The organism is Micromonospora sp. NPDC051924 (assembly GCF_055586005.1).
The window spans coordinates 78,918-100,826 of sequence record NZ_JBVJJA010000024.1 but is presented as its reverse complement, the minus strand read 5'-3'; the positions used below and the strand labels follow the sequence as shown (position 1 = coordinate 100,826).

At 74.1% G+C, this 21,909-nt stretch carries 21 protein-coding genes and 1 pseudogene; 6 read left to right on the top strand and 16 right to left on the bottom strand.

Annotated elements, in window-relative coordinates; translation table 11 throughout:
• Positions 1 to 7: 7 nt before the first annotated feature.
• The 6 genes from kdpA to ACZ6S5_RS20195 form a co-directional block, all read right to left on the bottom strand.
• Entirely contained in the window at positions 8 to 1,663 is a 1,656-nt protein-coding gene (kdpA, locus tag ACZ6S5_RS20220) for a potassium-transporting ATPase subunit KdpA (protein ID WP_466002532.1), read from the bottom strand.
• On the bottom strand, positions 1,663 to 1,752 hold the full coding sequence (kdpF, locus tag ACZ6S5_RS20215; protein WP_036343797.1) for a K(+)-transporting ATPase subunit F: 90 nt from the start codon (positions 1,750 to 1,752) through the stop codon (positions 1,663 to 1,665). Before kdpF ends, kdpA begins: the two co-directional genes overlap by 1 nt.
• A 199-nt stretch (positions 1,753 to 1,951) precedes the next feature.
• A complete protein-coding gene (locus tag ACZ6S5_RS20210) occupies positions 1,952 to 2,386 on the bottom strand; it encodes a hypothetical protein (RefSeq protein WP_466002530.1) in 435 nt (144 codons plus the stop codon).
• Between the two features lie 311 nt (positions 2,387 to 2,697).
• The gene (locus ACZ6S5_RS20205) at positions 2,698 to 3,942 is read right to left on the bottom strand and encodes an FUSC family protein (RefSeq protein WP_466002528.1); all 1,245 of its coding nucleotides are present in this window, start codon (positions 3,940 to 3,942) and stop codon (positions 2,698 to 2,700) included.
• Between the two features lie 140 nt (positions 3,943 to 4,082).
• Complete coding sequence (locus tag ACZ6S5_RS20200; RefSeq protein ID WP_466002526.1) at positions 4,083 to 5,117, bottom strand: extracellular catalytic domain type 2 short-chain-length polyhydroxyalkanoate depolymerase; 1,035 nt, start codon at positions 5,115 to 5,117, stop codon at positions 4,083 to 4,085.
• 141 nt (positions 5,118 to 5,258) lie between these two features.
• Entirely contained in the window at positions 5,259 to 5,861 is a 603-nt protein-coding gene (locus tag ACZ6S5_RS20195; RefSeq protein ID WP_466002524.1) for an FIMAH domain-containing protein, read from the bottom strand.
• An 86-nt stretch (positions 5,862 to 5,947) separates the two neighbouring features.
• On the opposite strand from ACZ6S5_RS20195, the gene ACZ6S5_RS20190 reads away from it, so the two are divergent.
• Complete coding sequence (locus ACZ6S5_RS20190; protein WP_466002522.1) at positions 5,948 to 6,931, top strand: glycoside hydrolase family 6 protein; 984 nt, start codon at positions 5,948 to 5,950, stop codon at positions 6,929 to 6,931.
• On the opposite strand, the gene ACZ6S5_RS20185 is transcribed toward ACZ6S5_RS20190, so the two are convergent.
• Complete coding sequence (locus tag ACZ6S5_RS20185; protein WP_466002520.1) at positions 6,924 to 9,119, bottom strand: bifunctional polysaccharide deacetylase/glycosyltransferase family 2 protein; 2,196 nt, start codon at positions 9,117 to 9,119, stop codon at positions 6,924 to 6,926. The genes ACZ6S5_RS20190 and ACZ6S5_RS20185 overlap by 8 nt on opposite strands.
• On the bottom strand, positions 9,119 to 9,457 hold the full coding sequence (locus tag ACZ6S5_RS20180) for a hypothetical protein (protein WP_466002518.1): 339 nt from the start codon (positions 9,455 to 9,457) through the stop codon (positions 9,119 to 9,121). Before ACZ6S5_RS20180 ends, ACZ6S5_RS20185 begins: the two co-directional genes overlap by 1 nt.
• Before the next feature lie 226 nt (positions 9,458 to 9,683).
• On the opposite strand from ACZ6S5_RS20180, the gene ACZ6S5_RS20175 reads away from it, so the two are divergent.
• Positions 9,684 to 10,439 (top strand): SAM-dependent methyltransferase, encoded by a 756-nt coding sequence (locus ACZ6S5_RS20175; protein ID WP_466002516.1) that lies wholly within the window; start codon positions 9,684 to 9,686, stop codon positions 10,437 to 10,439.
• 103 nt (positions 10,440 to 10,542) lie between these two features.
• Positions 10,543 to 10,983 (top strand): ATP-binding protein, encoded by a 441-nt coding sequence (locus ACZ6S5_RS20170; protein ID WP_466002514.1) that lies wholly within the window; start codon positions 10,543 to 10,545, stop codon positions 10,981 to 10,983.
• A 60-nt stretch (positions 10,984 to 11,043) separates the two neighbouring features.
• Here ACZ6S5_RS20170 and ACZ6S5_RS20165 read toward each other — a convergent pair.
• The 5 genes and pseudogenes from ACZ6S5_RS20165 to ACZ6S5_RS20145 all read right to left on the bottom strand — a co-directional run bounded on the left by ACZ6S5_RS20165 (position 11,044) and on the right by ACZ6S5_RS20145 (position 15,380).
• Positions 11,044 to 12,020, bottom strand: a pseudogene (locus ACZ6S5_RS20165) (aldo/keto reductase).
• Positions 12,021 to 12,099: 79 nt separating this feature from the next.
• The gene (locus tag ACZ6S5_RS20160) at positions 12,100 to 12,618 is read right to left on the bottom strand and encodes a DUF2231 domain-containing protein (protein ID WP_466002512.1); all 519 of its coding nucleotides are present in this window, start codon (positions 12,616 to 12,618) and stop codon (positions 12,100 to 12,102) included.
• A gap of 98 nt (positions 12,619 to 12,716) precedes the next feature.
• Positions 12,717 to 13,907 (bottom strand): sensor histidine kinase, encoded by a 1,191-nt coding sequence (locus ACZ6S5_RS20155; RefSeq protein WP_466002510.1) that lies wholly within the window; start codon positions 13,905 to 13,907, stop codon positions 12,717 to 12,719.
• A gap of 10 nt (positions 13,908 to 13,917) precedes the next feature.
• Positions 13,918 to 14,583, bottom strand: a complete 666-nt coding sequence (locus ACZ6S5_RS20150) for a response regulator transcription factor (protein WP_466002508.1) — start codon at positions 14,581 to 14,583, stop codon at positions 13,918 to 13,920.
• Positions 14,584 to 14,612: 29 nt separating this feature from the next.
• Positions 14,613 to 15,380, bottom strand: a complete 768-nt coding sequence (locus tag ACZ6S5_RS20145; RefSeq protein ID WP_466002506.1) for a DUF3152 domain-containing protein — start codon at positions 15,378 to 15,380, stop codon at positions 14,613 to 14,615.
• Positions 15,381 to 15,675: 295 nt separating this feature from the next.
• Between ACZ6S5_RS20145 and ACZ6S5_RS20140 the strand changes: the two genes are divergently transcribed.
• The 3 genes from ACZ6S5_RS20140 (at position 15,676) to ACZ6S5_RS20130 (ending at position 18,587) form a co-directional block, all read left to right on the top strand.
• Complete coding sequence (locus ACZ6S5_RS20140; protein WP_466002504.1) at positions 15,676 to 16,881, top strand: DUF2786 domain-containing protein; 1,206 nt, start codon at positions 15,676 to 15,678, stop codon at positions 16,879 to 16,881.
• A gap of 102 nt (positions 16,882 to 16,983) precedes the next feature.
• Positions 16,984 to 17,346, top strand: coding sequence for a YciI family protein (locus ACZ6S5_RS20135; protein WP_466002549.1), 363 nt, complete (start codon positions 16,984 to 16,986; stop codon positions 17,344 to 17,346).
• The gene (locus ACZ6S5_RS20130) at positions 17,343 to 18,587 is read left to right on the top strand and encodes an RNA polymerase sigma factor (protein WP_466002502.1); all 1,245 of its coding nucleotides are present in this window, start codon (positions 17,343 to 17,345) and stop codon (positions 18,585 to 18,587) included. The genes ACZ6S5_RS20135 and ACZ6S5_RS20130 overlap by 4 nt, the downstream gene beginning before the upstream one ends.
• Before the next feature lie 39 nt (positions 18,588 to 18,626).
• Here ACZ6S5_RS20130 and ACZ6S5_RS20125 read toward each other — a convergent pair whose 3' ends face one another.
• The 3 genes from ACZ6S5_RS20125 to ACZ6S5_RS20115 form a co-directional block, all read right to left on the bottom strand.
• Positions 18,627 to 19,121 carry a hypothetical protein gene (locus ACZ6S5_RS20125; RefSeq protein ID WP_466002500.1) on the bottom strand — a complete coding sequence of 165 codons (495 nt, stop codon included), beginning with the start codon at positions 19,119 to 19,121 and terminating at the stop codon, positions 18,627 to 18,629.
• 205 nt (positions 19,122 to 19,326) lie between these two features.
• A complete protein-coding gene (locus tag ACZ6S5_RS20120; protein WP_466002498.1) occupies positions 19,327 to 19,500 on the bottom strand; it encodes a CsbD family protein in 174 nt (57 codons plus the stop codon).
• Positions 19,501 to 19,641: 141 nt separating this feature from the next.
• Positions 19,642 to 21,897, bottom strand: a complete 2,256-nt coding sequence (locus ACZ6S5_RS20115) for a heavy metal translocating P-type ATPase (RefSeq protein ID WP_466002496.1) — start codon at positions 21,895 to 21,897, stop codon at positions 19,642 to 19,644.
• Between the last annotated feature and the right edge of the window lie 12 nt (positions 21,898 to 21,909).

The following is a 21,909-nucleotide window of genomic DNA, read 5'->3' as shown; positions in this document are numbered from 1 at the left end:
ATGGTGGTTACAGCCCCTCAGCGACGGGGCCGAGCGCGAGCGCGGGCAGGAAGGTCAGCGCCACGAGGATCACCGTGACGCCGACGACCATGCCGACGAACAGCGGTCGGTGGGTCGGCAGAGTGCCCTCGGAGGCGGGGGTGGGTTGCTGGCGGGCCAATGAGCCGGCCAGGCCGAGCACGAAGATGATCGGCAGGAACCGGCCGAGCAACATGCACAGCCCCAGCGCGGTGTTCCACCACGGCGTGTTCACCGTGATGCCGGCGAAGGCCGAGCCGTTGTTGTTGCTCGCCGAGGTGAACGCGTAGAGCACCTCGGACAGGCCGTGCGGGCCGACGTTCAACGCGGTGGAGTTGTTGCCGGTGGCGAAGGCCGCCGCCGTGCCGGCCAGCACCAGGGCCGGCGTGACCAGGAAGTACAGCGACGCCAGCTTGATCTCGCGGGCGCCGATCTTCTTCCCGATGTACTCCGGAGTCCGGCCGACCATCAGGCCGGCGACGAAGACCGTGATCACCGCGAGGATCAGCAGGCCGTAGAGGCCGGAGCCGGTACCGCCGGGCGCCACCTCGCCGAGCATCATGTTGAACATGGTCATCATGCCGCCGAGCGAGGTGAACGAGTCGTGGAATGAGTTCACCGCACCGGTGGAGGTCAACGTGGTGGCCGCGGCGAAGGTCGCCGAGTTCGACACGTCGAACCGGACGTCCTTGCCCTCCATCGCGGCGGCGACCGCCTGCGGAACGGTGCCGTGGCCGGACAGCTCAAAGACGTTGGTCAGGATGATGCTGCCCAGCGCCAGGGTCGCCATGACGGCGGCGATCGCGTAGCCCTGGCGGTTCTGGCCCACCATTCGACCGAAGACCCGGGGCAGGCTGAACGGGATGGCCAGGATCAGGAATATCTCGAGCCAGTTCGTCCAGGTGGTCGGGTTCTCGAACGGGTGGGCGCTGTTGACGTTGTAGAAGCCGCCACCGTTGGTGCCCAGCTCCTTGATGACCTCCTGGCTGGCGACCGGGCCGCCGGTGATGTGCTGGGTGCCGCCCGTGAGGGTGGTGACGTCGGTGCCGCCGGAGAGGTTCTGCACCGCACCGCCGATCATCAGCGCCACCGCGCCGACCACGGCGATGGGCAGCAGGATGCGCAGGGTGATCCGGGTCAGGTCGACCCAGAAGTTGCCAAGCTCACCCGTACGGCTGCGGGCGAAGCCGCGGACCAAGGCGATCGCCACGGCGATGCCGACGGCGGCGGAGACGAAGTTCTGCACCGCCAGGCCGGCCATCTGCACCAGATGGCCCATGGTCGACTCACCCGAGTACCACTGCCAGTTGGTGTTGGTCACGAACGAGACGGCGGTGTTCCAGGCGCCGTGGGTCATCACCGGGTCGAAGCCCAACGACAGCCAGAGGTGGTTCTGGAGCCGCTGGAACGCGTACAGGAACAGGATCGAGACGGCCGAGAAGGCCAGCACACTGCGGGCGTAGACGCCCCAGGACTGCTCGGCCGCCGGGTTGACGCCCATCACGCGGTAGAGCCCGCGCTCAGGACGGGAGTGCCGGGTGCCGGCGACCACCCGGTACATGTAGTCGCCGAACGGCTTGTAGACGGCGACGAGCGCCGCCACCAGCGACAGGATGAAGATGATGCCGGCTGTGGTCGTGGTCATCAGAAGCGCTCCGGGAACAGCAGGGCGACGACCAGGAACACGCCCAGACCGATCGCCAGCACCAGGCCGACGGCGTTCACCGCGCTCACAGCTTCTCCACACCCCTCACCACGAGGGCGAGCACTGCGAACAGCCCCACCGTCAACAGCACGAACACCAGGTCAGACACGGCTGACTCCTCTTACCGGACGTTTGTCCGCGACCGCCTCCCGGTCGCGCCGGGCAATCAAAACGCTGCGCCTGTCAAACGGACAGGGGCTATAACGCGCCCATGACGCGTGACGGCCTTTATTTGACGCGCTTTTCACGCCGACCCCGGTGCGGGTGAAGGGGGTCACAGCGGGCCGCGGCGTGGTCCGCCGTGCTCGACCTGAGGTACCGGTAGCCGCTGCCCAGGGCGGCGGCGAGACCGATCAGTACGGCGTACGACCAGGCGTTCTCGCCGCCGGTCAGGTCGCCGTAGTGGTGCGCGAGGAAGCCGACGAAGGTCGCGGCGGCCAGCGCGGACACCGCCAGCACGGCCCGCAGATCGGCCACCACCGCCGCGTACGTGCCGACGGTGGCGGCGATCAGCAGGGTCCGGGCGGGCAGCTCGGTCGGCGCGAAGGCCGCCGCCGCCAGCAGGGCCGCCCCGACCACGAGCACGGCGCCACCCGCGACGCTGATTCCGGTCGGGGTCGGCTCCCCGGCAACCGGGATGACCTGATTTCGATCGACAGCCACAGCACGCCTCCGGGCGACAGCGGGCCCGCATGGTCAGGGCCGCCCTGAGGCCATACCAGTCCCACCGGCCGTTCACCGTCGACGACTTATACAGATCTGCTACGCGGTTCTGCCGAATTTTGACGCCGATTTGACGGTGCCCGACCACCGGAACGGTTCGGTGAAAATGTCGTCACATTTGCCCGCCGAACCGTCAACATCTTGAAGCGAAAAAGGACGTCCGACAAATTGCCGACGCATATTCGGCCTCAGCCCTCCGGAGCCGGTCGGCGCCGCGTCGCCCCGTCCGGCGGGGCGGCCCGCCTGAGGCGTCACCCTCCAGTCCGGGGCGCGCCGGACCGCTCCGGACCGTCGGGCCCGGCGCGGTCCGGGCCGGACGGTGGGGTGAGCGGGCCGAAGGCGCGCCGGACCAGTTCGTTGGCGTCGTCCTGGGACAGGTCGGTGGCCACCAGCAGGTCGCTGGCCGCCGTGCGGACCTGGGCGACCGCCACCGCACCGGAGAAGCCCACCCCGGACCGGTAGGCGTGCCCCGCCCGGGCGACCGCCCGCAGCACCCGCTCCCTGGTCCGGTCGGCCTCCGCCGCCCCTCGGACGAACTCCCGCCGCAGCGTTCGGGTCGCCTCGGCGAGCGCCGACACCGCCTCCGGCAGGTCCTCGGGGATCGGCTCGCCGTCCTCGATCAGGGTCACCGCTCGGCGGATGAGGGTCCCGCTGTTGCGCATGGCCCGGTCGATCGGGTCCACGGCCTGGGCGTACCGGCCGAGCGGTCCTTCCCGGGCGCTCCAGTACACCGGGGAGAGCAGGGTGGCCTCCTGGGCGCCCTGCGCGGCCTCGCCGAAGGCGCCGAGTTCCTTCTTGTTGTTCCGCAGCCGGTCGAGCGCGGCCTGCGCCCGCGCGGGGTCTCGCTGTCGGAGCGCGGTGGCGGTGGCCTCGAGCTGGTCGACGAGCAGGTCCAGCGCCGGCCCCGCCGCCCGGTTCATCGCCCGGAGCGGGTTCAGCGGCAGCAGCACCGCGGTCACGACCAGGGCCACCGCGCCGCCGATGAGCGCGTCGATGAAGCGTGGGATCTCCAGGTTCGGCACCGACGGTGACAGCGTGCCGATCAGCACCGCGGTCCCACCCGCCTGGACCACCAGGGCGGGGCTGCGGCCGACGAACGCCGCGACCAGGATCGCCAGCACCACGATCAGACCGAGCTGCCACGCCCCGGTGCCGAGCAGGTGGATCAGCAGGTCGCCGATCAGGATCCCGACGGCCACCCCGATGACCAGTTCGACGGTACGGCGCAGCCGTTGCCCCACCGACGCGGCCAGCGTCACGACCGCCGAGATCGGCGCGAACACCGGTTTCGGGATGCCCAGCAGGTTGCCGGCCACCCACCAGGCCAACCCCGCCGCCAACCCCGCCTGGGCCGCCAGCCCGGCGCCGGCCCGGACCCGGCGCAGCCGCTCGCGCAGCACGCTGGCCGAGCGCCGGGGCAGGTCAGCAGCCGTCGCAGGATCCTGGCGGGTACCCGCCGACCCGTTGCGCCCTCTCGGCGGACCTGCACCGGCCACGGCCGGGCCTACCCGTTGCCGGGCGGGTCAATCCTGGCCGTTTTCAGGACCGGCCACGGTCCTCGCCTGCGCTCGGCGCGATTTCGCGCTCCCAGGGCACGGCGCGGAACCGGGCCCCGGGGCGGGAGGTTGAACGCGGGTCAGCCGTCCAGGCGGCGGACCATGTTCATGATCGTTTCCACCTGGTAGCCGCCCTTGATCGGGTAGTTGGTGGCGCCGAGGTAGCCCCACCAGTCCCAGCAGCCGTACGGGTTCACCCCGCTGGCGATGGCCTGCGGGTAGAGCACGATCAGCCGGTTGGTGTCGGCGTACTGGTTGAGGTTGGCGCGATCGACGAAGGCGGTGCCGACCTTGGCGTACCCCTGGGAGCAGCCGTGCAGGGCGACCAGCAGCCGGCAGGTGTTGCCGGCGGCGCAGGAGCTGGGCACGTACGCGAAGCCGCTGGAGTCCATGCTCAAGCCGTTGGCCCAGCCGTTGGTGGCGAAGGTGTCCTGGCTGAACCGGACCAGCGTGCCGCCGAGCGGGCCGGTGTTCGGCGCGGACACCGAACCGAGCAGCTTGCCGAGGAACGCGCCCTGCGGGTCGGTGCCGCAGTCGTTGAGGAAGGGCGAGGCGGTCGCCGTGCAGCCGACCGTGCCGTACGGGGTGACCCAGGCGTGGCCGGCGGCGCTGCCGGAGTCGTACCGGACGCTGGCGCCGAAGTCCTGGTAGTAGCGGACCAGGTCGTCGGTGACGGACTTCTTCACGGTGCTGTCGTTGGCACCGTGGTAGACGTACACCGGCTGGCCGGAGAGGTTGCCGGTGCCGTCGATCCAGCCGTAGGACGCCCAGCTGCGGGTGTAGCTCTCCAGCGTGGACACGTACGTCGGGTAGATGTTGTCGCCGCAGCCGTAGAGCGCCTGGTTGGCGTTGTTCTGCGCGCAGTAGTAGGGGCCGGCGGCGAAGATCGCCGCACCCCGGATCCGCCCGGAGTAGGCGACCTGGAGCTGGGTGGCCATGTACCCGCCGGAGGAGACCCCGGCGACGTACACGGCGGAGACGTTGTAGGTGCCGAGCGAGCCGGAAACCGGGGTCTTGGTGTACGGCGTGCTCGCGGCCCGGGCGGCGACGCCGCCGGGCAGGACCAGGAGGAGGGCCGCGGCGAGGGTGGTGGCGGCTTTCCACGGTGTCTTCATGGCGTTCTCCCGTCGGAGCGCCGGCGGGACGGCCGGCGTGCGGGAACGGTAACGTGACATAGACCACAGCAGATATCCGTGCGGCCGACACCTCGGAGAGGCAGCCGGTGTGGGCGGTCCACCGGTCGGCGCTTCCCCGCGTCAGCGGCCGGACAGCGTCCCGACCAGTTGGTTGGTCCCGGCGATCAGGGCGTCGTAACCCCGCCCGCTGAGCCGGCCCGCCCGGCGCAGGTCGGCCACCCTGGTGGCGAACTCGCGCAGCTGCTCCCGGGCCTGCCCGATGTCGCCGGCGGCGAGCAGCCGTTCCACCTCACGGAGTCGCTTGCGCAGGTCCTGACCGTCGTTACGGCGCAGCTCGTTCTGCCGCACCAACCCGTCGACCGTGCCGCGCAACCCGGCCAGCAGGCTCGCCGGATCGACCCGCCGGGTGGGCGTCGGCGACGCCGACGTCGGCACCGGCGTCGGCGTGGCCTCGGTCGGCACGGACGGCTCCTCCGGCGGTAGGAGGTCCGTGGGCGCGACGGTGTCGACGGCGCCCGGCGGCCGGCTCCCGTCGTCCCCTCCATCGAAGGCGACCGTCAACACGGCGACCAGCGCCACGACGGCCGCTCCCCCGACCGCCAGCCACATCAGCCGGCGCCCGTCGTCGGGAGCCCGGTGACGACTGCCGCGCGGGCGCGCCGGCGGCAGGGCCGCCGTGGGCGGGTCCACGTCGGCGCTGCGCAGGTCACGGGCGGCGGGCACGCCGGACATCATGCCACCCGACGGGCTGGACGGCGGCCCGTTGCTCGTCCGCTGCGCGGCGCCCGGACCCGACCTACGGTGGTCCGATGCGCCGGAACCCGCTCCCCGCCACCCTGGCGGCCGTCGTGCTCGCCGTCGGGGTCGGCGGTTGCCGGGGCGGCGCGGAGTACGCGGAACTCCGCCACCCCTTCCGCGGGGCGACCCTGCTCGTGGACGCCGACAGCCCGGCGGCGCACTGGCGGGACGACCACGCCGCCGAATGGCTGGCTCCGATCGCGGACACCCCGCAGGCCCGCTGGGTGACCGGCCCGGCGGACCTGGCCGACCTGGGCGCGTACCTCGACGCCGCCCGGACCCACCGGGCCCTGCCCGTGGTGGTGGTCTACCACGTGCCGAACCGGGACTGCGCCGGCCGGGACGCGGGCGGCGCCACCGACGCGCGCGCGTACGCCGAATTCCTCGACCGGACCGTGGCCGCACTCGGGCACAGCCGGGCGGCCGTGATCCTGGAGCCGGACGCGGTGGCCGACGAGTGCTTCGACGACGGCCGGGCCGCGCTGCTGGCCGACGCCACCCGCCGGCTCACCGACGCCGGACAGTACGTCTACCTCGACGCGGGCAACTCGCGCTGGCGTACCCCGGAGGAGATGGCCGAGCGGCTGCGCCGCGCCGGCATCGCCCGCGCGGAGGGCTTCGCGGTGAACGTGGCCAACCGGCGGTCGACGGCCGACAGTCATCGCTGGGGGCTGCGGCTGTCGAAGCTGGTCGGGGACCGGGAAATGGTCATCGACACCTCCCGCAACGGCCTGGCCGCCCCCGCCGACGACCAGTGGTGCAACCCGTCCCCACAGGCCCTCGGCCAACCCCCCACCACCGGGCCGAAGCTGGACCGGGTGGCCGCGCTGCTGTGGATCAAGAGCCCGGGCGAGTCGGACGGCCCGTGCGGGCGAGGTGAGCCCGCGGCCGGGGCCTTCTCGCCCGCGCAGGCCCGCACCCTGATCGCGGCCGCGCCCTGGCTGCCGCCCGCCGCCCGGGCAGCGGCGGCCCGGGCCGACGCGCCGGTCACCTGACCGCCTGCGGCTGCGCCATCGCGACCTCACCGGTCCGGCGCAGCTTCTGCCACCTGAGCCGGCCGCCGCTGAGCGCCGTGATCACCGAGTGCACCAGCACCAGGTACATCACCTGCCGGTACAGGAACTGCTGCAACGGCAGCGCCCACAACGGACGTAGCGGCTCCCGGTCCAGCCGGAAGGCCAGGACCGCGGTGACGATCTGGATCGCCAGCAGCGCCAGCCAGGCGGCCACGGTCTCGTACCGGTCCAGGAAGAACAGCCCGTACACGGCGAAGATGTCCACCACCGGGGCGAGCAGCGGCAGCAGCACCGAGAAGAGGGCGATGAACGGCAGGCCACGGCGGCCGAACCGGCCGGACGGACCCCGTTGCACCATCGCCCGACGGTGCCGCCACAGCGCCTGCATGGTGCCGTAGCTCCACCGGTAGCGCTGTCGCCACAGCTCGGGCAGGGTGACCGGCGCCTCCGTACGGGCGACCGCGGTCTCCTCGTACACCACCCACCAGCCGGCGCGGTGGATGCCCATGGTCAGGTCGGTGTCCTCGGCGAGGGTGGCGCGGCTGAGCCCGCCGGCCGCCAGCACGGCCTCGCGCCGGAAGGCGCCGAGCGCCCCCGGGACGGTGGGCATGCAGTGCAGCGTGTCGTAGAGCCGGCGGTCCAGGCTGAACCCGATCACGTACTCGATGTGCTGCCAGCGGCCCAGCAGCCGCCGCCGGTTGCCCACCTTGACATTGCCGGCGACCGCGCCGACCCGCGGGTCGGCGAAGGGCTGCACCAGCCGGTGGATCGCGTCGGGCTCGACCACCGTGTCGGCGTCCACCATCACCAGCAGGTCGTTGCGGGCCAGCGCCACCCCGGCGTTGAGCGCGGCCGCCTTTCCCCCACCGGGCACCCGGGCCACCCGGACGTTGGGCAGGCCGAGCCGCTCCACCTCCTCCACGGTGCCGTCGTCGGACTCGTCGTCCACCACCAGCACCTCGATGCCGGGATGGGTGCCGGTGGCCAGGGACCGCACCGCCGCGGCGATCGTCGTCCGTTCGTTGTACGCCGGGACGACGACCGTCACCGGATCGTTCACCTCGCCGCCCCACGACCAGGCGGGGGCCCGGCGACGGCGGGCGTGGGCCAGCGCGTACCCGAAGAGCAGCAGGGTGCGGGCCAGGGTGAGCAGACCGACCACGATCAGGAGCAGCCACAGCAGGTGGATCGTCCCGTCCGCCGCTCGCACCCCCCAGACCAGCAGCGCACCGCGCGCCTGGTCGAGGGCGTCCAGCTGGACGGCGCTCGGGCCGGGCCAGCCGAGGCCCTGCGAGACGGTGGTGAACCGGTAGCCGCGGGCCTGCATCTCCGGGATGAACCGGTCCAGGGCGGCGACCGTCTGTGCTCGGTCACCACCGCTGTCGTGCATCAGGACCACGGCGCCCCGATCCCCCCGCGGGGTGGCGTTGCGCACGATGGCGGCGACACCGGGCCGCGCCCAGTCCTGGCTGTCGGTGTCGTTGAACACCGACACGTACCCCCACCGGCCCGTCTCCCGCACCACCGACCAGCTCGCGTCGTCGAGCGAGTCGACCCCGCTGGAGTACGGCAGCCGCGCCAGCGCGGTGCGGACGCCGGTGGTGTGGGCGATGGTCGCCTGGGTCTGCGAGTACTCCAGCTTCCGCCGCCACAACGGCAGGTCGGTCATCTCCGGATGGGTGAAGGTGTGGATGCCCAGCTCGTGCCCCTCACGGGCCATCCGATCGGCCAGCTCCGGATGTCGGGCCACCTGAGAGCCCACCACGAAGAACGTCGCCGGGGCGTGGTGCCGGGCGAGCACGTCCAGCACCTTCGGCGTCCACCGTGGATCCGGGCCGTCGTCGAACGTCAGGGCGATGGTCCTCGGCGGCATCCGGCGGGCGTCGACCCGGCCGTCCCGGAGATCGACCACCGTGCCACCGTTCCGCACCACCTTCGGCACCGACGCCGCGCCCGACCGCCCGGCGGCCCGGTGGTCGGGGGTGAAGCGGGCGTTTGCGTACGCGCCGACCGCCAGCAGGTTCAGCAGGACGAACGTCGCCACCGCGGCGAGCAGCCAGCGCCGCCGGTTACGCCGGCGCTGCCGCCGCTCCCCGGGGGGCGGCACGGTCGGGGCCAGCACGTCGCCGGCCCCGTCCAGCCGGCGTCCGGCACGCCAGACACCCATCAGGACAGCACCCCGAGCACGTCCAGCCCCTGCAGCAGCCAGAACGCCAACAGCAGCACCAACACCACCGCGACCAGCGGATACGCGACCCGGCGCAGGCGCCGGCCGCGACGGCCCGAACCGTCCACGAAGATCGCGCCGGTGACGTCCGGCGGCTGGAACATCGCCGTCGCCGAGTCCACGGCCTCCGCGCGCCCGACGGCCGGCCGGGTGACGCCCACGATGGCCGGGTCGGCCCGGGCCTCCGCGTGCTGGCCACCGGCCGGAGCCACCGGGGCGGCCCGGCCGGTGACCCGGCGGGGCGCCACCGGGACCCGTCCCACGTAACGATCGCTCATCTTTCCCACGTGGATGCAGTACCCCGGCATCCAGTGGGAACCACCTCCGATTCGCCGGGCACCGCCGGTTGCCGGATAAATCGGTTGGCCGCTGCGCCAATGCCGGCTAGCCTCGCCGCGACGTCACTCCGACTGCCTGAAGAGGGTGTTTTGGTGCCCGTGCCGACTGTGCCGATCCGAGCCGATCTGCGTCAGCCCGTTCCGACACCCACATCCGTCATCTGGAGTGACCACATTGGATCTGCCACGTAAGTTCACCATCCGCGAGGGCGACCTCCGGATCATCAACCCGATCGACGACGCCAAGCTCGCCACCCTGGGCCGGGCGATCAAACTCACCCCCGGCACGTCGATCCTCGACCTGTGCAGCGGCAAGGGGGAACTGCTCTGCACCTGGGCCCGGGACCACGGCGTGACCGGCACCGGGGTGGACATCAGCACCGTCAACACCGCCGCCGCCCGGGAGCGCGCCGCCGAGCTGGTGGTCGCGGACCGGGTCCGGTTCGTGCACGGCGACGCCGCCACGTACGTCGCGGCGGAGCCCGTCGACCTGGCCGCCTGCATCGGCGCCACCTGGATCGGCGACGGCGTGCCCGGCACCCTGGAGATCCTCGAACGCAGCCTGCGCCCCGGCGGGATGGTCCTGGTCGGGGAGCCGTACTGGCGGCGCGACCCGCCCGACGAGGAGGCCGTGACCAGCTCGCACGCCCGCTCCCGCGACGAGTTCCGGGACCTGCCCGGGCTGGTCCGGCTCTTCGGCGAATGCGGCTGGGACCTGGTCGAGATGGTCCTCGCCGACCAGGACAGCTGGGACCGGTACGCGGCCGCGCACTGGCTCAACCTGCGCCGCTGGCTGGATGCCAACCCGGACGACGAGCTGGCCGGCGACCTGCGGCAGGAGCTGACCGAGGACCCGCTGCGGTACGTCCGCTACCGGCGCGAGTACCTCGGCTGGGGGATCTTCGCCCTGCTCCGGCGCTGACCGTCGCCGGGTCGGCCCCCGCTCGACGCGGGCGGGGGCCGACCCGGCGGTTTCCGGCAGCCGGTGCCGCTTAGCCGGTGGCTACGGAGGGTAAGGCAGGATCATGGGTCAGTTGCGCACGTCGCCGCCACCGCCGAAGGCCACCGAGCTGGAGCGGTGGGCGCTCGACACGCCCGCCGACCTGCGCGACCTGCGCGCCTCGCTGCGGGACGCGCTGACCCGGCACGGCCTGGTCCAAGGCGAGGAACTGGACGAGGTGCCGCACCTCGTCGCGCTCGTCGCCACGGAGCTGGCGAGCAACGCGCTGCGACACGGCCGTCCGCCGACGATCGTCACCCTGCACCGCACCGACAACTGCTTCGTCCTCGACGTGGCCGACCACGACGTGAGCACGGTGCCCGAGCTGACCGACATCCACCCGCTCGACTCCGGCGGCCGCGGGCTGTTCATGGCCGAGCAGGTCTCGCTGGCGGTCGGCTGGTACGCCACCGACCACACCAAGAACATCTGGGCCTCGTTCCCCCGCCCCGTCCCGACGCGGTGACCAACCTCACGTTCCGCCCGTGCGGCCCGGGCCGACACCGCCGCCCGGGGTGGAACCGAGCTAGAAGCCGGCGACCGGGTGCGGGACGTAGGGGGCCTCCAGCGCGGCCACCTCGTCGTCGGTCAGCTCCAGCTCCAGCGCCGCCACCGCGTCGGTCAGGTGGTGCGGCTTCGTCGCGCCGACGATCGGCGCGGTCACCGCCGGATTGCGGGCCACCCAGGCCAGCGCCACCTGCGCCCGGGGTACGCCCCGCTGCTGCGCGATCCGGGCTACCGCCTCGACCACCGCCCGGTCCGGCTCCTCGGTCCGCGCGTAGAGGCCCTTGCCGAACTCGTCGGTCTCCGCCCGGGCGGTGCGCTCGCCCCAGTCCCGGGTCAACCGGCCCCGCGCCAGCGGGCTCCACGGGATCACGCGACGCCCTGGTCCGCGCAGAGCGGCAGCATCTCCCGCTCCTCCTCCCGGTAGAGCAGGTTGTAGTGGTTCTGCATGGAGACGAACCGGGTCCAGCCGTGCCGCTCGGCGGCCCAGAGGGCCTTGGCGAACTGCCACGCGTACATCGAGGAGGCGCCGAGGTAGCGGACCTTGCCGGCGCGGACCAGGTCGTGCAGCGCCTCCAGGGTCTCTTCGATCGGTGTGGTCGGGTCGAGCCGGTGGATCTGGTAGAGGTCCACGTAGTCGGTGCCCAGCCGGCGCAGGCTGGCGTCGATCTCGCTCATGATGTGCTTGCGGGACAGCCCGCCCCGGTTCGGTCCGGGCCCCATCCGGCCGTGCACCTTGGTCGCGATGACCACGTCGTCCCGGCGGGCGAAGTCCGTCAACGCCCGGCCGACGATCTCCTCGCTGGTGCCGTCCGAGTAGACGTTGGCGGTGTCGAAGAAATTGACGCCCAGCTCCAGCGCCTGCTTGATGAACGGCCGGCTCTCCTCCTCCGGCAGCGACCAGGGGTGCGCGCCACGGCCCGGTTCGCCGTAGCTCATGCAGCCCAGGCAGAGCCGGGACACCTCCAGGCCGGTCGAACCGAACTTCACGTACTCCATGCGGTCGTCCTCCTCCGCCCCGGCGCCGCGCGCCCGCCGTCCATCTCACCACCGGCGGGCGCGCGGCGCAGGATGCGGGTCAGTCCCCGTCGCCCTCGCCGTGCCCGGCGCTGGCCGCCGGGGTGTCCTTCCAGACCGCCTTCGCCCCGGAGTCGCCGATCCGGTAGATCTGCACGACGTTCGCCGCCGCGACGACCACGGCCAGCACCGCGACCACCAGGCCGAGCGCGCCCTGCCCGGCCGGACGCGCGGCCTCGGTGGTCCCCTCGGTCGTCCGGGCGGCGGACCGGCGGTGCAGCCAGTACAACGCGACCGCGGCGACCAGCAGCGGCAGCGCGAACCAGATGAGCTGGTCCCCCAACTCGGCGTGCTGGCCCGGGTCGCCCACCCGGCGCTCCAGGCTCTCGCCGCTCTCGGTGGCGAGCGGGACGGCGGCCGTGGCCAGCGCGGCGATCAGCACCACGAGCACGCCGAAGCGGCCCCGCCAGGAGGGTCGGACGGCCAGCGCTACCACGCCGAGCGCGGCCAGCGGCAGGAGGACCACCACGGCGTGCACCACGAGCGGGTGCACCGGCAGTCCGTTGACGTTGTCGGGCACGATCTCTCCTCAAGATCGGGGACTTCACTCTGCGGCCCCACAGTGCCCAGCGATTCTTGGGAAGTTCTTGCCCGCCGTCCGGTGGCGCCGGGCGGCGTTCAGGCCGGGGGCAGCAGCAGGGTGAAGGTGGCGCCCGCGCCCGGCGCGCCGGTCACCTCGACCGACCCCCGGTGCGCCCGGGCGACGTGCTGCACCAGCGCCAGGCCCAGCCCGAACCGCCGCCCCGCGCCCGACGTGCCGTGCGCGAACCGGTCGAAGACGTGGTCCGCCTCGGCCGGGTCCAGCCCCACCCCGTCGTCGGCGACCTCGGCGGCCACCCGGCCGTCCCGCCGGTCGACCGTCACCGTGACGTGCCCACCGGCCGGCACGTGCCCGACGGCGTTGTCCACCAGCGCGGTCAGCGCCCGGCGCAGGGCGGCACGCGCACCCCGGACCGGGACCGGACCGACCGCCTCGACCTGCAGGTCGACCTGCCGGCCCTCGGCGTACGCGGACATGCTCGCCACGACCTCGCGCGCCACCCCGGCCAGGTCGACCTCGGTGTCCGGCAGCGGCTGGTGCTCGGCCGCGGCGGACACCAGCAGGTCCTCGACCACCTCGCCGAGCGCCCGGGTGTCCGCGACGAGCTGGTCGAGCTGCCCGGCGAGCCGCTCGGGCGGCTGGGTACGGACCCGCCGGGCCAGCAACTGGGCCCGGGTGTGCAGCACGGTGAGCGGGGTGCGCAGCTCATGCGAGGCGTCGGCGACGAAGCGGCGCTGCAGGGTGAGCGCGGTGGCCAGCGGCGCGACCGCCCGCCGGGCCAGCAGCGCGGCGGCGACCAGCGCGCCGGCCAGGCCGGCCAGCTCGGCCACGAGCAGCGCGAGGCCGAGCTGCTCCTGCTGGCGACGCAGTGGCGCCAGGTCGGCGGCGACCGCCCAGCGGCTGCCGTCCGCGCGGCGGGCGACCAGCACCCGGATCGGCTGGTCGTCGCCGATGGTCGTGTCGTACCGGCCCGGTCGCCGGCCGACCGTGTCCTGCAGCACCCGGACCAGCTCGGGCGGCGCGCTCGGGGTCACCTCGACCGTGCTGGCCCCGGGTCGCTGCCGGGCGAGGAACTGGCCGGGGGGCGGGTCGTCCACGTCCTCGGCCATCGCCAGCACCTTGGTCAGGCCCACGTCGAGCACCCGGGACTCCTGACCGATGGTCAGCACATACATCAACGCACCGACCAGCAGCAGGACCAGCCCGATCGCCCCGGCGGTCTGGGCGACGCTGCGCCGCCGGGCACGGGTCAGCCGGGCCTCGTCCACCCCGCCCGCCTCAGCCCGGGCCGAGCCGGTAGCCCAGCCCGTGCACCGTACGGACGGCGCCCCGGCCCAGCTTGCGGCGCAGGTGGTGGACGCACGCGTCGACGGTGCCCGGGGCGTCGGCGTGGTCGAACGCGGCGCTGAGCAGCTCGGCCCGGGTGAAGGTCTTGGTCGGCCGGCCGGCCAGGGCGTGCAGCACGGCGAACTCCCGGGCGGAGAGCGGGATCTCCTCGCCGCCGTCGAGCACCCGGCGGTTGTCCACGTCCAGCCGGCGCCGTCCGAGCGGCAGCCAGCCGGCCGCCTCCGGGTGCCGGCGGCGCAGCGCCCGGAGCCGGGCCAGCAGCTCGGCCACCTCGAAGGGCTTGACCAGGTAGTCCTCCGCGCCCGCATCGAGCCCCTCCACCCGGTCGTCCACCGAGCCGCGGGCGGTGAGCAGCAGCACCGGGCAGGTCACGCCGCGGGCCCGCAGCCGGGTGACCAGGTCCAGCCCGTCCAGCACCGGCAGCCCTCGGTCGACCACCATGAGCTGGTAGTCCCGGGTCAGCGCGTGGTGCAGGCCGGTGTGCCCGTCGCCGGCCACGTCGACCGCGTACCCCTCCTCGGTGAGCAGGTCCGCGAGCAGGCCGGTGAGGGCCCGGTCGTCCTCGACCAGCAGCAGGCGGGGGCGGATGGTGTCCACCGGCCCAGTATTCACCCGTCGCCGACGGGTCAGTCCTCGGCGGGGACCGGGTCGTCGTACTGGCCGGACGGGCCGCTGAGCAGGGCACCGTCCACCTGCGGCCAGGCGTTCGGCGTGCAGCCGTGCAGGCCGAGGGTCTGCTGGAGCATCACCGGGGCCGGGCCGCCGGCTCGCGGGCAGAGTTCGTGGCCCCGACCCAACCGGTGGCCGACCTCGTGGTTGAGCAGGTACTGCCGGTAGCCGGCGAGATCCGGGAAGTGCGGCACGCCGTGCAACCAGCGGGCCACGTTGATTACCACCTGGTCCCCGTTGCGGCAGGAGGTGTAGTGGTCGGTGGGGTCGGCGCAGAGCCGGCCCCGGGTCACCGGGGTGGTCAGCAGCACGGTGAAATCGGCCGGATCGTCCCGAGCGACCCGTTGCAGCCGCCACTCGCCGCCCCCGGTCCAGCCGCGCGGGTCGGCCAGGATCACCGCCACCTGTCGGGCGAAGCGCTCCACGTCGACGTTCCCGATGCCCTCCTCCACCGCCACCCGGTAGCGGAGCAACCGGCCGCCGCGCCCGGCCACCGCACCGACCGCGGTGGCGGTGCGGAAGGCGCCCGTACCCCGGGCCGGGTAGGTGATCGCGCCGGCGACCCGGCCGTCCGCCGGGACGACCGGCGGGTCCGTGGTCGGCGCCGGGCGCGCGGTGGCCGCCCGGACGGCGGCCGCCGCCGGCAGCTCGGGTACGCCCCGCCGGGCGGCGTACCCGCCACCGGCCGCCACGCCGACCGCGACCACGAGCGCCAGCAGCGTCATCGTCCCGGCACGGGAGATCCGACGCCGCCGGTGCAGACCACGATCCCGACGCCCACCCACGTTCGATCTCCGTCCGCCGCGCCGCCCCGACTCGGACAGGAGTACGGACACCGGCCCCGCGAGGTTGAACGGTGACCCCACTCACGGGCGCCCGGCGGGTCCCCGCCGGTACCGTCGTGCCGGCGGGTCGCGGCATCTCGCGCCGTCCCGCCCGTCCGCGGGCCCGACCTGCCGCATCCCGGGGTGGATCACGCGGGCCGCGCCGGCACGACGACGAATTCGAGGAGGCCGAGCCGTGTCGGACGCCGAACGGCTGCTCGCCGACGCCCTGGCGGCGGCGCGCGGCGCCGACGTACGGGCGGCCGAACGGGCGCTGGACCGGCTGGTGGTCGGCGACGGCCCGACGGTGGACGCGGTGCTCCTGGCCCGGCTGGTCCGCGCCGTGGGGCGGCTCTGGCCGCGCGGCTGGCAGCCGGTCGACCTGGACCGGATCGCGGCCCGGCGGCTGACGCCCCGCGGTGCCTGGCTGCTCCGGGACGTGCTGGTCGCCCAGCGCCGAGAGCAGCCCGGCCCGGTCCCACAGTGGTTCGACGACCAGCTCGGCGAGCTGGGCGCGGCCTGGGACGCGGACGCGGGCTGGCTGGACCGCCGGGCCGACGGCGACCGGATCACCGCGCTGCGCGACGCGGTGGACGCGCTCGGGCTGGTCGAGGGGCTGCCGCCGATCGCCACGCTCCGCCCGCCGCCCGGCGCCACCGGGGCCGCCCCGCGCGCCGCCGCCCCGGCCACCGGCTCGCGGATCCTGGACCGGGTACGCGCGCTGCTGGCCAAGGCCGAGTCGACCACCTTCCCGGCCGAGGCCGAGGCGTTGACCGGGAAGGCCCAGGAGCTGATGGCCCGGCACAGCATCGACGCGGCGCTGCTCGACGCGACCGCCGAGCGCCCGGACCGGCCGAGCGGGGTGCGGCTGGGCACCGACCCCCCGTACGCGGCGGCCAAGGCGCTGCTCATCCAGGAGGTGGCCGCGGCGAACCGCTGCGAGTCGGTCTGGTCCGACGACCTGGGCTTCGCCACCGTGCTCGGCTTCCCCGCCGACCTGGCCGCGGTCGAGCTGCTGCACACCTCGCTGCTGGTGCAGGCCACCGCCGCGATGCTGCGCGGGCGGGGCGAACGCCGCACCGGCAGCGGCCGGCGGACCCGGGGCTACGACGAGTCCTTCCTCAACGCGTTCGCGCTGCGGATCGGGGAGCGACTGCGGGCGGCCACCGCCGCGACCGACCGGGCCGCGGCCGAGGAGCGCGGCGACGACCGGCTGCTCCCGGTGCTCGCCGCCCGGTCGGACGCCGTGCAGGAGCGGGTCGACGAGCTCTTCCCGGGCGTCACCCGGCACCGCCTCCAGGTGCGCGACGCCGAGGGCTGGACCTCGGGCACCTCGGCCGCCGACCGGGCCTCGCTCGACGTCGGTGCGCCGGCACGCCGCGCGGTACGCCGCGGTCGCTGAATTTTCTCGGGGAAGATGTCGGATCGGAGTTCCCGGCTCCGACCCGTCTGCGAGAGGCGCCACCGCCGGTGGCCCGTACCCGAGGAGTGGACCGTGAAGTACATGCTGCTGATCTGGAACCGGCCCGGCTTCGTGGAGGAGCTGTCCGAGGAGGAGCGGAACGCGATCTTCGGCGACGTCGACCGGATCATGAAAGAGCTGACCGAGTCCGGGGAGCTGGTCGGCGGCGACGCGCTGGCCCACCCGGCGCAGACCCGTACCGTCCGGCCGGCGGCCGGCGGCGGCACCGAGATCACCGACGGGCCGTTCGTGGAGAGCAAGGAGCAGTTCGCCGGCTACCTGATGGTCGACTGCGAGACCCCGGAGCGGGCCGCCGAGATCGCCGCGAGCTGGCCGGACGTCGCGCGCGGGGTGGGCGTGCTGGAGGTGCGGCCGGTGATGGAGCAGGCCGGGACGGAGATGTGACGTCGCCGGTCGTCGAGGACCTGCTGCGCACCCTCGCGCCGCAGGTCCTCGGCGTGCTGGTCCGCCGGCACGGCCAGTTCTACGCCTGCGAGGACGCCGTCCAGGAGGCGCTGCTCGCCGCCGCCACCCAGTGGCCGGCACAGGGCGTCCCCGACCATCCCCGTGCCTGGCTGATCACCGTGGCGACCCGCCGGCTCACCGACGAGTGGCGCAGCGAGCGGGCCCGCCGGGACCGCGAGGTCGCGGTGGCGGTCCGTGAGCCGGCGTACGCGGGGGTCGCGCCGCCCGCCGACGAGGAGCCGCCGACCGCGGACGACACGCTGAAGTTGCTCTTCCTCTGCTGCCACCCGGCGCTCGGGGTCTCCGCCCAGGTGGCCCTGACGCTGCGGGCGGTGGGCGGCCTGAGCACGGCGGAGATCGCCCGCGCGTACCTGGTGCCGGAGGCGACGATGAGCCAGCGGATCCGCCGGGCCAAGCAGAAGATCGAGGCGGCGGGTGCCCGCTTCGTCCTGCCCTCGGCCGCCGACCGGGACGAGCGGCTGCGCGCCGTGCTGCACGTGCTCTACCTGGTCTTCAACGAGGGGTACACCGCCTCCAGCGGCGGCGAGCTGCACCGCGCGGAGCTGACCGGGGAGGCGATCCGGCTGGCCCGGGACCTGCACCGGCTGCTCCCGGAGGACGGCGAGGTCGCCGGGCTGCTGGCGTTGATGCTGCTCACCGACGCGCACCGGGCCGCCCGCACCGGGCCGGGCGGGGAGCTGGTCCCACTCGCCGAGCAGGATCGCGGCCGGTGGGACCGGGCCGAGATCGAGGAGGGCGTGGCCCTGGTGACCGAGGCGCTGACCTGGTCACCGCCGGGGCCGTACCAGGTGCAGGCGGCGATCGCCGCGGTGCACGCGGAAGCGCCGTCGGCGACGGGGACGGACTGGCCGCAGATCGTCGCGCTCTACCGGGTGCTCGCCCGGCTCGCGCCGAACCCGATGGTCACCCTCAACCAGGCCGCCGCGGTCGCCATGGTGGACGGTCCCCGGGCCGGGCTCGCCCTGCTGGCACCGCTGGACGGCGACGAGCGCCTCGCCGGGCACCACCGGCTCGCCGCCGTCCGGGCCCACCTGCTGGAGCTGGCCGGCGAGCGGGACGCCGCCCGGGCGGCGTACCTGGCCGCCGCCCGGGCCACCACCAGCCTGCCGGAGCGGCGTTACCTGGAGGTGCGCGCCGCGCGGCAGGCCGCCGACCGATGAGGTCCCGGGCGCCGGCCGTCGTCCACGTGCGGTACCGGGTCAGGCCCGGCACTCCCGGGCCAGCCGCTGCGGGATCGACACGAACGTCGAGCTGAGCCACTTCACCGGCGTGGCCGATTTCGCGCCGGCGTCGATCGTCTGCGCGGTCTCGGTGACCAGCGCCTTGACCTCCGGGTCCTCGGCCTTGGCGGCCTGCCCGCGTACGTCGTCGGCCAGGTCGGCGAGGTCGGCCTTTACCTGCGCGTTGATCTGCTCGGGGGTGAACTGCCTGCGGGTGGAGGCTGCGGAGTCGGCGGCGATCTCCTTGCTCTTGGCGATGATGAGCCGGTCCACCGCGCCGCAGACCTCGGCGGTGTTGGCCGCGGTCTGCGGGGACGGCGCGGCGGTGGCCGGGGCGGGCTCGGTGGCGGCGGCGGTCGGCGCGGTCGGGCTGCCGGCCGGGGCCGCGGTGTCCTCCCCGGTGGACTGGCAGGCCCCGGCGAGCGCGGTCAGGGTCACCAGGGCGGCAGCGCGGAGCGCGGTGGTGGCGGACATCGTTCTCCCCGTACGTCGTCGGCCGTCGGTCACGGCCGGTGGTCGGCCGGGGCTTCCTCGCGGTGCCGCCGCCCGCGCCCCGGGCCGGATCGGGCGGCGTCGGATCGAGTGTGCCAAGCAGGCGGCACGAACGCCGGACACGCGGTCCGCGCGCAGCACGCCGGGCCGGCGAGGCGCCGGCCCGGCGATGCGGTATGGACGTACGTCAGCTCTTGAAGGCGTCCTTGATCTTCTCTCCGGCCTGCTTGAGGTTGGCCTCGGCCTGGTCGTTGCGGCCCTCGGCCTCGAGGCGCTCGTTGTCGGTCGCCCGGCCGACGCCCTCCTTGACCTTGCCAGCGGTGTTCTCGGTCGCGTTGCCGATCTTCTCGTCGTAACCCATCGGAACCTCCACTCAGCAGTTGTCCTGACGAATGTGGAGGTACCCCGCCGGTCGGGGGCTCAACCCACTGTTCCTCACCGAGGGTGAACGGACGACCCGCCGCCGTCCGGGACGGGCCCGGGACGGCGGCGGGTCGACGGCTCAGCCGACCGGCCGGAAACCGCGCAGCCGGAGGCTGTTCGCCACCACGAAGACCGAGGAGAAGGCCATCGCGGCCCCGGCGATCATCGGGTTGAGCAGGCCGGCGGCGGCCAACGGCAGGGCGGCCACGTTGTAGGCGAAGGCCCAGAACAGGTTGCCCTTGATGATGCGCAGCGTGCGCCGGGAGAGCCGGATGGCGTCCACCGCCGCCATCAGGTCGCCGCGGACCAGGGTCAGGTCGGACGCCTCGATCGCCACGTCGGTGCCGGTGCCCATGGCCAGTCCGAGGTCGGCCTGGGCCAGCGCGGCGGCGTCGTTGATGCCGTCGCCGACCATGGCCACCGTCCGCCCCTCGGCCTGGAGCCGCTGCACCGCGTCCACCTTGTCGGCCGGCAGCACCTCGGCGATCACCTGGTCGATGCCGACCTCGGCGGCGACCGCCTGCGCGACGGTGGCGTTGTCGCCGGTGAGCAGCACCGGGGTCAGCCCGAGTTCGCGCAGCCGGGCGATCGCCGCCCGACTGGTCGGCTTCACCACGTCGGCCACCGCGAGCACCCCGCGGGCGCGGCCGTCCCAGCCGGCCAGGACCGCCGTCCGCCCGGCGGCCTCCGCGTCGGTCGCCGCCCGCACGATCTCCTCGGGTACGTCGAGACCCCGCTCCCGCAGCAGCCGGAGCCGTCCGACGACCAGGTCCCGGCCGTCGACCGACCCGGTGACGCCGAGCCCTTCCGCGTTGGCGAAGCCCCCGACGGCCGGCAGCGGACCGCGCTCGGCGGCGCCGTCGGCGATCGCCCGGGCGATCGGGTGCTCGGAGGCGGCCTCCAGCGCCCCGGCCAGCCGGAGCAGTTCGTCGGCGTCCTCGCCGGCTGCGGGGAGCACGTCGACCAGGGTCATCCGGCCGGTGGTGACGGTGCCGGTCTTGTCCAGCACCACGGTGTCGACCTGGCGGGTCGACTCCAGCACCTCCGGCCCCTTGATCAGGATGCCGAGCTGCGCGCCCCGGCCGGTGCCGACCAGCAGCGCGGTCGGCGTGGCCAGCCCGAGGGCGCACGGGCAGGCGATGATCAGCACGGCCACCGCGGCGGTGAACGCGGCGGTCGTCCCCGCCCCGGTGCCGAGCCACCAGCCCAGCGTGCCGGCGGCCAGGCCGATCACGATCGGCACGAAGACCCCGGAGATCCGGTCGGCGAGCCGCTGCACCGCCGCCTTGCCGGTCTGCGCCTGCTCCACCAGCTTCGCCATCTGAGCGAGCTGGGTGTCCCCGTCGATCCGGGTGGCCCGGACGACCAGCCGGCCGCCGGCGTTGACGGTCGCGCCGACCACGGTGTCGCCCGGCCCGACCTCGACCGGCACCGACTCGCCGGTGAGCATGCTGGCGTCGACCGCCGAGGTGCCGTCCTCGACCACGCCGTCGGTGGCGACCTTCTCGCCGGGGCGGACCACGAACCGGTCCCCGACCACGAGCTGGTCCACCGGGATCCGGGTCTCCCGGTCGCCGCGCAGCACCGCGACGTCCTTGGCGCCGAGTTCGAGCAGGGCCCGCAGGGCGGCGCCGGCGGTCCGCTTGGAGCGGGCCTCGAAGTAGCGGCCGGCGAGGATGAAGACCGTCACCCCGGCCGCCGCCTCCAGGTAGATGTTGCCGGCGCCGTTGGTGCGGGTGATGTCGAAGCGGAACGGGTGAGTCATCCCCGGCATCCCGGCGTCGCCGAGGAAGAGCGCCCAGAGCGACCAGCCGAACGCGGCGAGGGTGCCGAGCGACACCAGGGTGTCCATGGTGGCCGCGCCGTGCCGCAGGTTGATCCAGGCCGCCCGGTGGAACGGCAGCCCGCCGTAGACCACGACCGGGGCGGCCAGGGTCAGCGACAGCCACTGCCAGTAGTCGAACTGCCAGGCCGGCACCATGGCCAGCAGGATCACCGGCACGGCCAGGGCCACCGACACCCACAGGCGGGTACGCAGCCCGCGCAGTTCGTCCACCGGCTCCGCGGTCGCCGCGTCGGCGGCCTGCGCCGGCGGGGGCGGTACGGCGGCCGTGTAGCCGGTCTTCTCCACCGTGGCGATCAGGTACGCCGGGGTGACGTCGTCGGCGTACCGGACGGTGGCCTTCTCGGTGGCGTAGTTGACCGTCGCCTCGACGCCGTCCAGCCGGTTGAGCTTCTTCTCGATCCGGGCGGCGCAGGAGGCGCAGGTCATGCCGCCGATCGCGAGTTCGATCCGATTCGGCGCGACCGGCAACGACTTCGCGGTCGAGGTCATCGCGGCACCTCC